Here is a 12,450-nt window from a genome sequence, read left to right on the forward strand (position 1 = left end):
TTGTGAAGAGGATTGTTCTTGCAAAAAAAGAAGATGTTGCCACTTGAAATTTTGTGTGTAAATCATTTGTAAATTTATTATTTTGTGAAAATTTACAGTTTTATAGTAATTAAGTCCCTCTGTTTTTCCGATATAGATAATATGTTTCATGTTTTGTTTATACATATGAATGATTGTAGTACCGTAGGCTCGTTATGCACTGGCCTTTCCAACATGTAAGGAGGATGATATAAATGATCAAGGGAGTCAGAGGGTTAAAAGATAACTGGAAACCCTCTTTAGCAAACATAAGAAAAATGAAAATTCATATGGGCAACTCCATAGCTACTAAAATGATTATTTGGGGAATCATTATGGTGCTACTGATCTTTGGAACCTTGGAAACAATCGTGTTGTCTTTTTCCAAAAATACGTTAATCAACATTACAACTAAACAATCTAAAATGTTGACAGAGCAGTATACAGCAAGTGTTGATGAATGGATAGATTCGATTGCGACACAAGTAAAAGGTTCTGCTTCAAAGAATCTAATGAGGACGACCATTGATACCCTCATAAAAGATGAATTTAAATTATTGAGACAGAGTTTTCCGGAAATTAAAAAGATTCATCTGGTAAATGGAAAAACAGGGATTGAAGAATATTCACTGACGACAATGAATTATACTAATTTTAATGATAAGTTATTTTTTAAAGATGCTATTGCTAAAAAGCAAATGATCATTTCTGGTGAAGATATCCAACCTCAAGTGGAAAAAAGCTACGGATACATCGCAACACCGGTGGGTCCTTCTAATTCCGATACGAGTCGTATTCTCATTGTTGCATTCTCTATGCAGAAAATGCTGGATAGAGTAGCAGGAGTTCAGTTCATGGAGCAGGGTTATGGGTATGTGCTTAATGAGAATGGTCTTGTCGTGGCTCATAAGAATGTGGAGCAAACGAACAATGTAGAAGTTGGTAATAATCCAGCATACAAAGAAGTGATGCAAAAAGTAAAAGATCGCTCTAGCACGAATGTCATTTACGATGATAATGGCATAGAATCATTTGCATCAATTGCTCCTTTAAAAACGTTGCCCTGGAGCTTGGTACTAAGCACAAGTCTGTCGGAAATTTATGGAGAAGTGAACAGTATGGGCTGGATTATTTTCCTAGTTAGCATACCGGTCACTTTGCTTGCGGGTGCAGCCATTTGGTGGTATGCAAATAGCATGAAAAAGCAATTGATTTCTGTTACTACACAGATGCACAGAGTAGGTAGTGGAGACTTTACGACGAAAATAGAAGTGAAGGGTAAAGACGAAATCGCCCAAGTTGGACAGGCTCTCAACCAGATGGTAGGCGAGCTGAAAGATTTAATTACGCGTGTACAAAGCCAAGCGGTTGTCTTGAATGAGGCATCTGGAGAATTGCAGAAACATTCTGAAGCAAATACGGTATCACTACACCAAATTTCAGGTACATTAACTGGGATTTCCGAGCGTATTTCCATGCAAAACCGCGAAGTACAAGACACAGTGACTACTGTTTCAGAAATCTCCGAAGGGGTGGAGCAGGTTGCTATATCAGCAGAGGCGACATCCAATGCTACATCCAAAACATTAGAACGCACTCAAGTTGGAATGAAGCAGGTTCAAGATGTAGTTGAAGTTGTTCGTGGTGTTACAGTAGAAATTGGACAAAACGCGAATCGGATGCATACCCTGCGACAAAGGGCTAAAGAGATTTCTGAAATTGTGAAAATGATAACAGGAATTGCCTCTCAAACCAATCTTTTAGCTTTAAATGCTGCTATAGAAGCGGCACGTGCGGGTGAAGCGGGTAAAGGATTCTCCGTTGTAGCAAGCGAAGTTCGCAAATTGGCTGAAGAAAGCAGTAGCTTCTCGGAAAAGATCGCATCAATCGCTGGATCTATTAACTATGAAGCAAAAGAGATGACGGAAAATATGGATGATGTAGTAAAACAAGCGGATGTTGGACTTAAATCCGTTGAGATGGTGGGTCAATCCTTTACCCACATCTTGCAAGAAATTCAGTCTGCGGCTGAACAAAGCGAATCCATGACCGCTATTTCGGAAGAGATGGCAGCAGGTAATCAAGTTGTTAGTAGCTCCATGCAAAGTTTATCGCTTAGGTCCGGTGAAATTGATGAATCCCTAATTGAAGCGGTCACAACTATAGAAGATCAATTAAAAGCAATATCCCGGATAAATCAAAATGTACAAAGCATGCTAGAATTATCTAATGACCTAGAAGCTCATGTATCTAAATTCCAAGTATAAGTAGAAACTTGTCGTTCTCTGCAAAAGAGACGGCAAGTTTTTTTTGTGCTGTCGGATCCTGTTACATTTTATGGTAAAAGATGCAACCCTGATTAAGGTTCACTTACGCAACAGATAGGGATTTCTCCACATTTTTAAATTCTATGAAAGTGTGAATATTTTCCTTGGAAAAGGGGAAGCTATGAATACGAATGGAGGTACGAGAGCGAAATGAAAAGATTACTTCGTGTTTTTCTCTGTTTGGTAACTTGCATAACCTTGCTTGCTCCAGGGGTAGCCTTTGCAGCGGAGTCAAAACCTGATATGGCTCCACAAGCAAAGTCAGCAATTCTGATGGAGGCTGATTCCGGAACCATTTTGTTTGAAAAAAATGCGCATGAGAAGCTACCACCCGCTAGTATTACCAAGGTAATGACCTTGTTACTGATTGTTGAGGCGATGGAGCGGGGAGAAGTAAAGTTAACCGACAAAGTTCGTACCAGCGAGCGAGCGGCTTCCATGGGTGGATCTCAGATTTTCTTGCAGCTAGGGGAAGAAATGACCGTGGAAGATATGATCAAAGGCATTGCAATTGCTTCTGGGAATGATGCAGCAGTTGCTATGGCCGAGCATATTGGTGGAACAGAAGAAGCGTTTATTAACAAGATGAATGAACGTGCTGTACAACTAGGTTTGAAAAATACTCATTTTATTAATTGTAATGGACTACCTTCTCCAGATCACTACTCGACCGCCTCTGACATCGCAATCATGTCACGTGAGCTGTTAAAACACGAAATGATTACCAAATATACAGGCATCTATCAAGATTACCTGCGCAAAGAAAGCACCAGCCCATTCTGGTTAGTTAACACGAATCGACTTGTACGATTTTATGACGGAGTGGACGGCTTGAAGACCGGCTATACCTCGGAAGCTAAGTTTTGTATCACAGCAACAGCTAAACGCAAAAACATGCGTGTAATTGCTGTCGTATTGGGCGAACCCGATACCAAGGTAAGAAATAGTGAAATTACTGGTATGTTTGATTATGCCTTCAATCATTACCAAGTACATCCTGTTTATAAAAAAGGGGATGTTATTCAACAGCTTTCTCTGGATAAAGGGGAAGAAACGAAGGTAAACATCGTGACCGAACAACCTGTCAGTCTTCTTACCAAAAAAGGAGAAAATCCTAACGCTTATGTAAAAGAGATCACGCTTGCAAGCGAGGTGAAGGCTCCGATTCAAAAAACGGATGTAGTAGGTCATATTTTTATCAAAAAAAATGGTAAAGAAGTAGCTCGTATTGATCTGTATCCGGAGAAAACAGTAGACCGTGCCAATATGTGGGACATACTCAAACGAACAACCAAGAAGGTAATGTTTACCTATCGCTGAAATCACGAAAAATGTCGAGAATGTCCACTTTTGTAGAGGCTTCTCGACTTTTTTGTTCTTTTGTCGGCTGGGAGGAATTGGTTTGTTACATAGAGAAAAAGAGAGACATCAACGGGAGAAGGAGTTGTTCCAAGTTATGAGTTTACACATTGAGATGGAGACCTTACATGAGGTCTTGTTGGTCCGGTTACAAGGAGAATTGGACCATCACACAGCGGAAACCTTGCGCAACCGTTTAGACACAGCTATCAAGGATGAGCAGATTCGGCACGTGGTCCTCAACTTGGAGGACTTGACCTTCATGGATAGTTCAGGAATTGGCGTGATTTTAGGGAGATACAAACAAATTACTGCCCGTTCTGGTGAAGTATTTGTTTGTTCCATTAACCCAACCATCTATCGCATTTTTGAAATGTCGGGTTTGTTTAAAGTATTGAAGCATAAAGAACACGTATCAGATGCCCTGAACGTACTGGGGGTGGCATAACGATGAGAAATCAAATGCAACTACAATTCTCTGCCCTCAGTCAAAACGAAGCATTTGCACGTGTTTCTGTCGCTTCTTTTATCTCACAACTCGATGTCACGATGGAAGAGCTGGAGGAAATTAAAACGGTCGTATCAGAGGCGGTGACGAATGCGATTATCCATGCCTATGATGAGAATCCACTGGGCGTGGTCCATATTGAAGCAGCTTTGGAGGACGGGGTAGTTGAGCTTGTCATTGAGGATTATGGCAAAGGAATTAATGACGTGGAAGAAGCGATGCAACCATTGTTTACTTCCAAGCCAGAATTGGAGCGCTCAGGAATGGGATTTACGATCATGGAAAACTTCATGGATTCTCTAGAAGTGGTTACCGCCATTAATCAGGGTACACGTATTCGCTTAGTTAAACGTCTCGCTTATGCTAAAGCTTTACAAAGCTAGGGGTAATGCCATGGGAGCCGATATCAAAAACGCTAGTCAGCCGTTTCTCACTAACGAACAAGTAAAAGAGCTCATTGCCAAAAGTCAAACGGGAGATACGTCTGCACGTGACCAATTGGTGAGTAGTAATATTCGCTTAGTATGGTCCGTTGTCCAACGTTTTATGAACCGTGGTTATGAGGCAGATGATTTGTTCCAGATTGGGTGCATTGGATTATTGAAAGCAGTTGATAAATTTGATTTAAACTACGACGTCAAATTTTCTACGTACGCTGTCCCAATGATTATTGGAGAAATTCAGCGTTTCCTACGTGATGATGGTACGGTTAAAGTAAGCCGTTCGTTGAAAGAAACCGCAAACAAAGTACGGAGAACAAAGGACGAATTGTATAAGAAATTTGGGCGTTCTCCTACCATCAGCGAAGTGGCGGAAACGTTAGGGTTATCTAACGAGGATGTCGTATTCGCTCAGGAGGCTAGCCGAGCTCCATCGTCTATTCATGAAACTGTCTTTGAAAATGATGGTGACCCTATTACGCTGATAGATCAAATAGCTGATGAAAGTTTAAACAAATGGTTTGATCAGATTGCTTTACGCGATGCAATAAGTAAATTAACAGAACGAGAACAATTAATTGTTCTTATGCGTTACTATAAAGACCAAACTCAATCAGAGGTAGCCGAGCGATTAGGAATTTCACAAGTACAGGTATCCCGATTGGAAAAGAGAATACTTCAAACGATAAGAGACCAGATCGAGCATTAGCTGATATGCTCCCCTAAAGGTAGACAGGTGAAATAATAAAACCTGTTACTGTGAGGGGAGCTTTTTCATGCCTAAAGTACAATATGGTGCGCCAGAGAAATTCGCCATCCTACAAGAAGTTGAAAGTGGCCAGTTGGGTCTTATGGCTACAGTTAAAAAATACGGGATTAACAAATCAACCTTAGCGAAATGGCGAGGTCGTTATGAAGTGTATGGATACGAAGGGTTAGAGGTTCGAACCCACAATAGAAGTTATTCTGCGGAACTAAAGCTTCAAGCGGTGAGGGATTATCTCTATGGGGGATTGTCACAATATCAGACCATCGATAAGTACAAGATAGCCAGCCGAACACAACTCTCCAACTGGGTAAAGAAGTATAATGGTCATAGCAGCTTAAAAACCTATACAGGGGGAGTGAAAGCTATGACGAAAGGTCGATCTACAACTTGGCAGGAGAGGATTGATATTGTTCTTTATTGTCTTACCCATCATCATGACTATCAAAAGACAGCGGAGCAGTACCAGGTCTCCTACCAACAAGTGTACCAATGGGTAAAGAAGTATGAAAATGACGGTCAGGATGCTTTACAGGATGGGCGGGGAAGAAAAAAAGCGCTTGAGGAGTTAACCGAAGCGGATCGCCAAAAGTTCGCAATGAAAAAGCTGGAGTATGAAAATGAGCGGCTTCGAGCAGAGAATGCTTTCTTAAAAAAGTTACAGGAAATCGAAAGGTGGCGACGTTAAGCCAATATCGGCAGGAGAATGTCTACCTTGCCATTCAAGCTGTTTGGCAAGAAGAACAATGTAGCGTGCAGGTATTGTGTGAAATCGCAAAGATTTCACGGTCAAGCTATTACAAATGGCTCAATCGCAAAACCAGTTCTCGTGAACTGGAAAATCAACAACTCACTGATGCCATGCTCTCGTTATACGAGAAGGTTGATGGCATCTACGGGTACCGTCGGTTAACCCTCCATTTGCGCCGCCAGACCCAGCGACGGATCAATCATAAGCGAATACAACGCCTTATGAAGAAAAGAGGAATCCAATCGGTGATCCGCAGAAAGAGAAAAAAATATGCGCGTTCAGCTCCACAGCAAGTTGCTGAGAATCTGTTAAATCGTAAGTTTTATGCGAAAACACCGAATGAGAAGTGGGTAACCGATATAACGGAATTCAAGTACGGAAGTGGCCAGAAGGCCTATTTAAGTGCTATCTTAGACCTTCATGATAACTCGATTGTCTCCTATGTTTTAGGCCATTCCAATAACAATAGCCTTGTGTTTAAAACAGTGAATTTGGCCTTGCAAGCGGTACCAGGAAGTAAGCCTATGCTTCATAGTGATCGAGGTTTTCAATATACCTCTTTCAGGTTCAAAAAGTTATTTGCCGACAAACTAACCCACAGCATGTCCCGAGTTGGCAGGTGTATTGATAACGGTCCAATAGAAGCGTTCTGGGGAACCCTTAAATGTGAGAAGTATTATTTGCATTCATATAGTACCTTCGAGGAACTTAAGAAAGACATTGATGACTACATGTACTTTTACAATAACGACCGATTACAGGTAAAACTAAACAGCCTTAGTCCAATGGAATACAGAACTAAGGCTGCTTAACTGTTTTTTATTTTTTGTACTGTCTACTTGACAGGGTGCAGTTCATAGCTCGAATGGTCTTTTTCTTTTTGCAGATACTACAAAAAACACCACACTGCTTGCATAGAAGGAAGGAGGCAGTGAAATGGAGCATCCTTTGTTTTTACGGTTACGGAAACGACTGGTGATTAGAGAGAAAGATGTCATTTTGCTCGGGGATATTTGTCAACTCTACTGGGATGGAGAACGAGAAGATAAACTACGTCGCATCCCAGTCTATCAAGTAAAGAAAGAGGATGGGAATCTGATTATCATCGACATTATGCAGGTCATTCGTAAACTGCGTCAGATGTACCCAGAAGTCCATCTTGAAGTGCAAGGTACGTCTCAAATCATCGTTGAGGTAGAAAGCCCTATAAAACGGGCCAATCTCTTTATTGTATCGTTTGTTTGGCTAATTTTATTTATAGGCTCTGGATTAGCCATTATGAACTTTCACGCTGATGTCAGCATGTTGGAAGTACAGCAACGCTTATATCAACTGATTACAGGACAATATGAAAAACGCCCTTTGTTGTTACAAATCCCTTACTCACTAGGAATTGGTCTTGGAATGGTCTTGTTTTTTAATCATATTTTTCGTAAACGGTTCAACGAAGAGCCTAGTCCACTTGACGTCGAATTATTTTTATATCAGCAGAACTTAGATCAATATTATTTAGAGAATGAGAATGAGGAGAACCAGCGAGATAAGACATGATGCTTCTCTATTTGTTTGTCATTGTAACTGGACTAGGTTGGGGTCTGGCAGTAGGCAGTGGTCTGGTCGCCTTTTTAAGCGTCTTAGATATCATTCCACGCTTGACGCAACTCTCTTCTTCTCAGTCTTCTATCCGCAGTTACGAATGGGCAATTGTCCTGGGAGCGCTCTGGTTTACGTGGTGTGATTACTTTGCGATTTCTGTTCAGTTGCCAGCAGTTGTATCCTCTGTGGTAGGAACTATAGCTGGAATTTTCGTAGGCATGCTAGCGGCTGGTCTTACAGAGGTGTTAAATGTTTTTCCTATTTTAACCAAGAGGTTAGGGCTTCATGACTATATGCGAAACTTTTTAATGGCAATGGTACTGGGGAAAATAGTTGGTTCTTTGTTGCAATGGACCTTTTCTATATAAAGGGAATATAAAGCCGGAAAACAAGAAGGATTGGGATTGGAAAATCGAACCATTCATAGGATAGGGAAGACATAGAAAAAATAAGCAGTAGGAATTAGACCATAATCGTACTTTATTACAGAAATAAAGGAGACAAGCTTGATGGCAACAACAAAACAAAAACGGGGATTCAAACTACAAATGAATAAGCAGATCTATCAGGAACAATCCAAAAAATATGAACCAAAACGTAATGTCTTGTTAAATTGTTTTCGAGCTTTCTGGGTTGGTGGCAGTATTTGTTTGTTAGGACAATTCATTCAGAATCTCTATATGACTTTTTTTCAGCTAAACGCAGAAAAGGCCACAGGACCAACTTCTGTGACGCTCATTTTAATTGCTGTGTTATTGACAGGATTTGGGATTTACGACAACATCGGGCAGTATGCGGGGGCTGGTTCAGCAGTACCCATCACAGGGTTTGCCAACTCTATGTCATCTGCTGCTATCGAACATCGCAGTGAAGGATATGTGCTTGGTGTGGCTGGAAATATGTTTAAACTGGCAGGTTCCGTCATTGTTTATGGTGTAACGGCAGCCTTTATTTTTGGGATTTTACGTGTGATTTTAAATATGTACTACTAAACGAGGTGAAATAAGTGAGTATGGCAACGAAAAGTCAAAATAGAGTAAGCCGACAAACGTGGAAATATAACGAAGATGTACGTATTCAGGGCAGTGCGGTAGTAGTGGGGCCAAAGGAAGGAGAAGGGCCATTAAAAGACTTGTTTGATAAAGCATATGACGATATGTATGCAGGTCAAGAAACATGGGAAAAGGCTGAAAAAAAATTGATGGAAGATGCTATCAAGCTTGCGATTAAAAAAGCTAAGTTAAAAGATGATCAAATCGATCAAATTATCGCAGGAGACTTACTTAATCAAAATATCACGGTTAGCTTTACAGCAGAAAAAATGCAGTTTCCTACACTGGGCATGTATGGAGCATGTTCCAGCTCGATGCTGACGCTTTCTACCGCTTCTGCCCTTGTGAATGCGGGTTATTCCAATTATATAGTAGCCGCATGTAGCAGTCATAACGCGACAGCTGAACGACAATTCCGTTATCCAACGGAGTATGGTGGACAAAAGCCTCCGCATTCACAGTGTACGGTTACAGGGGCGGGCGCAGCCATTGTAGGCTTGGGTGGGAGTGGACCACGCATTACATATTCTACCGTTGGCAAAGTAATTGATTTGGGTATTACGGACCCTTTTGCAATGGGAGCTGCGATGGCACCCGCTGCCGTCTCCACGATCGCTACTCATTTTATTGATACCGGTCGTAGCCCTAAAGATTATGATCTCATTGTCACAGGAGATTTAGGGAGTGTTGGCTATGCCATTTGTAAAGATATGTTAGCAAAAGAAGGCTACAACATGGAAGGTGTTTACAATGATTGTGGCCTAATGATTTATTCGCCCGATCAAGAAGTATTTGCAGGGGCAAGTGGATGCGCTTCTAGTGCTAGCGTAACGTACAGCTATATCATGAATCAGCTTCAATCAGGCAAAATGAAAAAGGTGCTTGTATGCGCCACAGGTGCCCTTCTTAGTCCCATTAGCACGCAACAAGGAAATTCAATCCCGTGTATTGCACATGCTGTTGCATTTGAAGGAGGGAAATAATCATGGAATACCTTATTGCTTTTGTAATTGGTGGTTTAATTTGTGTGGTTGGGCAGATCATGTTAGATGTAGCCAAAATAACACCAGCTCATGTCATGGTTACGTTAGTAGTCACAGGTGTTTTGCTTGATTTTATTGGTATTTATGATGGATTTATCAAATTTGCTGGTGCTGGTGCTACTGTGCCTATCATCAGTTTCGGTCATTCACTGTACCACGGTGCCTTACAGGAATTAAATCAAACCGGAATGATAGGGGTAGCGACTGGAATGTTTGAGGTACCAGCGGCTGGTATTACTGCGGCGATCGCCTTTAGCTTCCTAGCTTCTCTCGTGTTTAAACCAAAAGGGTAGGTATTCCGGCGGAGGAGGCGGTTGAATGAAACAGGCTCGACGCCGCGTCATCATCATCACAGACGGCGACTACATCGCGCAGAGAGTAATTGAAGAAGTAGCTAGACAAATCGGCGGAAGATGTATTTCGTTATCCGCAGGTAATCCAACGCCACTGTCAGGGGAACAGATGGTAACACTTATTAAACAGACCCCTCACGATCCCGTACTAGTCATGTTTGATGACAATGGGAATTATGGTTTTGGTCGAGGGGAAAAAGCGATTCGTTTTGTAGCAAAGCACCCTGACGTTAACGTAATGGGAGCAATAGCAGTAGCATCCAATACGAAATGGGTAGCGGGTACGAAGGTAAAATACTCGGTTACGAGGCAGGGAATGGTGGTTGAAGATGCTGTTGATAAGGATGGGGTCGTACACAAAGAACTTGAACATCGTATCTACGGAGACACTGTGGACATTCTGAATGCATGTGATATAGCCCACATTATTGGAATTGGCGATATTGGAAAAATGGACGGTAGGGACCACATTAATAAGGGATGTCCCATCACAAGAAAAGCCGTGGAATGGATTATGGAAAGGAGTGGGTTCAGTGTCGGAGGATAAACAAGACAAACAACCTATTGCACCTAGTCTTGAGGAGAATAGAGCGTTTCTTGATGACAAGCTAGGGATAGGCACATCTTTTGATATTGGTGTCCATGATCTGAAAGTAGGACGCATTAGAGTAAGTCTGTATTATATTAACGGATTTGCGGATAGCAAGATTGTAACTTTGATTTTACAAGATCTAAATAATATTAAGGAACGTGAAACGGGCGAAGATAACTGGAAAATCTTTTATCAAAAATATGTTCCGTTCTTTCAAATAACAAAGATAAATACATGCAATGAGTTTATGGATAAAGTATTGGTTGGTCAAATCGGTATGTTGATTGATGGGGAAGATACAGCCCTGATGTTAGATGCAAAAATTTACCTGACTCGTACACCAGAAGAGCCAGCTACAGAACGCGTTGTGCGAGGGGCCCATGATGGTTTTACGGAGAACCTCGTTGCCAACACCTCACTAACTCGTCGTCGTATACGTGATGAACGCTTACGCTATGAAATTATGCAGGTAGGGGAACGTTCTAAAACGGATGTAGTCATCGCTTATCTGGCTGATGTAGCGAATCTGCATTTAGTGGAGAAATTAAAGGGAAGACTTCAGGAGATCCAGATTGATGGGATTCCGATGTCAGAGAAAACCATTGAAGAGTTTATTATTGGAAAATCATACAATCCATTTCCGATGGTACGTTATACGGAACGGCCAGACGTAGCAGCTATTCACCTTCTGGAAGGACATGTTCTTATTTATGTAGATACATCACCTAGCGTTATCATCACACCTGCCACCTATTTCCATCATGTACAACATGCTGAGGAATATAGGCAGACGCCAGTGGTTGGAGCTTATCTACGCTGGGTACGCTTTTTGGGAATCATAGCTTCCTTGATTTTACCACCTCTTTGGCTGTTATTGGTGATGCATACGGAATATATTCCTGCCCAGCTTGATTTTCTCGGTGTGAAAAATACTGGTTCTATTCCGTTAATGGTACAATTTTTGCTGGCTGAGCTGGGGTTGGACTTAATGAGGATGGCGGCGGTACATACTCCTGCACCGCTTTCCATTGCAATGGGACTTATTGCTACCATGTTAATCGGGGAGATCGCTGTTAAAGTAGGGTTGTTCTCACCTGAAGTTATCCTATACCTAGCTATGGCTGCGATCGGCACCTATGCAACTCCTAGCTATGAACTCAGCATGGCCAATCGGTTGGTGCGATTACTCTTGTTGTTGAGTACTGGATTTTTTGGATTGCCGGGCTATATGTTTGGCTGTGCCTTCGTCTTGCTTGTTCTTGCGATGACTAGATCAATAGATACCCCTTATTTGTGGCCATTTATTCCGTTTAACTATGATGGGCTTAAAGAGATTTTGTTCCGTACGCCTGTGCCTAATCAGGGGAAACGGCCAAGCATTGTTCGTTCCCAAAATGCGAACAGGCAATAGATTGGTAGGCATAGTCATATATCTCTTGGATTTGGTTACTTGCTGTGGTATATTAATGCTTAAAAATTAGGTATACGCATAAAAATACAGGATGAATAGCGAGTCAGCAATGTATGATCCTCGCTATCTCCTCTCTGCAAAAGTCGAAAAACATGAAAAAGACAGAATAGCTTCATGATTTTTGGTCAAAGAGACAGATACTACCAGCGCAGCAGAGAAAGTGGATAAGGGGAG

General features: G+C 41.6%; 14 protein-coding genes. All 14 read left to right on the forward strand.

What is annotated here, in order from left to right:
- Window positions 1–233 precede the first annotated feature (233 nt).
- The 14 genes from EEL30_16200 to EEL30_16265 all read left to right on the forward strand — a co-directional run bounded on the left by EEL30_16200 (window position 234) and on the right by EEL30_16265 (window position 12,216).
- Window positions 234–2,285 carry a methyl-accepting chemotaxis protein gene (locus EEL30_16200; GenBank protein QDX93701.1) on the forward strand — a complete coding sequence of 684 codons (2,052 nt, stop codon included), beginning with the start codon at window positions 234–236 and terminating at the stop codon, window positions 2,283–2,285.
- A gap of 210 nt (window positions 2,286–2,495) precedes the next feature.
- A complete protein-coding gene (locus tag EEL30_16205) occupies window positions 2,496–3,665 on the forward strand; it encodes a D-alanyl-D-alanine carboxypeptidase (GenBank protein QDX93702.1) in 1,170 nt (389 codons plus the stop codon).
- 136 nt (window positions 3,666–3,801) lie between these two features.
- On the forward strand, window positions 3,802–4,152 hold the full coding sequence (spoIIAA, locus tag EEL30_16210; protein ID QDX95793.1) for an anti-sigma F factor antagonist: 351 nt from the start codon (window positions 3,802–3,804) through the stop codon (window positions 4,150–4,152).
- Window positions 4,153–4,154: 2 nt separating this feature from the next.
- Window positions 4,155–4,595: an anti-sigma F factor gene (locus EEL30_16215; GenBank protein ID QDX93703.1), complete on the forward strand. Its 441-nt coding sequence runs from the start codon at window positions 4,155–4,157 to the stop codon at window positions 4,593–4,595.
- Between the two features lie 10 nt (window positions 4,596–4,605).
- The gene (gene sigF, locus EEL30_16220) at window positions 4,606–5,361 is read left to right on the forward strand and encodes an RNA polymerase sporulation sigma factor SigF (GenBank protein QDX93704.1); all 756 of its coding nucleotides are present in this window, start codon (window positions 4,606–4,608) and stop codon (window positions 5,359–5,361) included.
- A gap of 67 nt (window positions 5,362–5,428) precedes the next feature.
- Window positions 5,429–6,106 (forward strand): transposase, encoded by a 678-nt coding sequence (locus tag EEL30_16225; protein ID QDX93705.1) that lies wholly within the window; start codon window positions 5,429–5,431, stop codon window positions 6,104–6,106.
- On the forward strand, window positions 6,094–6,981 hold the full coding sequence (locus EEL30_16230) for an IS3 family transposase (GenBank protein QDX93706.1): 888 nt from the start codon (window positions 6,094–6,096) through the stop codon (window positions 6,979–6,981). The genes EEL30_16225 and EEL30_16230 overlap by 13 nt, the downstream gene beginning before the upstream one ends.
- A 124-nt stretch (window positions 6,982–7,105) precedes the next feature.
- Window positions 7,106–7,720: a stage V sporulation protein AA gene (locus EEL30_16235; protein QDX93707.1), complete on the forward strand. Its 615-nt coding sequence runs from the start codon at window positions 7,106–7,108 to the stop codon at window positions 7,718–7,720.
- The gene (locus tag EEL30_16240) at window positions 7,717–8,133 is read left to right on the forward strand and encodes a stage V sporulation protein AB (protein ID QDX93708.1); all 417 of its coding nucleotides are present in this window, start codon (window positions 7,717–7,719) and stop codon (window positions 8,131–8,133) included. Before EEL30_16235 ends, EEL30_16240 begins: the two co-directional genes overlap by 4 nt.
- 141 nt (window positions 8,134–8,274) lie before the next feature.
- Window positions 8,275–8,757: a stage V sporulation protein AC gene (gene spoVAC, locus EEL30_16245; GenBank protein QDX93709.1), complete on the forward strand. Its 483-nt coding sequence runs from the start codon at window positions 8,275–8,277 to the stop codon at window positions 8,755–8,757.
- A 14-nt stretch (window positions 8,758–8,771) separates the two neighbouring features.
- A complete protein-coding gene (gene spoVAD, locus EEL30_16250; GenBank protein ID QDX93710.1) occupies window positions 8,772–9,800 on the forward strand; it encodes a stage V sporulation protein AD in 1,029 nt (342 codons plus the stop codon).
- A gap of 2 nt (window positions 9,801–9,802) precedes the next feature.
- The gene (spoVAE, locus tag EEL30_16255; protein QDX93711.1) at window positions 9,803–10,153 is read left to right on the forward strand and encodes a stage V sporulation protein AE; all 351 of its coding nucleotides are present in this window, start codon (window positions 9,803–9,805) and stop codon (window positions 10,151–10,153) included.
- A gap of 25 nt (window positions 10,154–10,178) precedes the next feature.
- Window positions 10,179–10,760, forward strand: a complete 582-nt coding sequence (locus EEL30_16260) for a stage V sporulation protein AE (GenBank protein QDX93712.1) — start codon at window positions 10,179–10,181, stop codon at window positions 10,758–10,760.
- Entirely contained in the window at window positions 10,747–12,216 is a 1,470-nt protein-coding gene (locus EEL30_16265) for a spore germination protein (protein ID QDX93713.1), read from the forward strand. The genes EEL30_16260 and EEL30_16265 overlap by 14 nt, the downstream gene beginning before the upstream one ends.
- Window positions 12,217–12,450: the final 234 nt, after the last annotated feature.

The sequence above is a fragment of the Brevibacillus laterosporus genome (assembly GCA_007833815.1).
Lineage (GTDB): Bacteria > Bacillota > Bacilli > Brevibacillales > Brevibacillaceae > Brevibacillus_B > Brevibacillus_B laterosporus_D.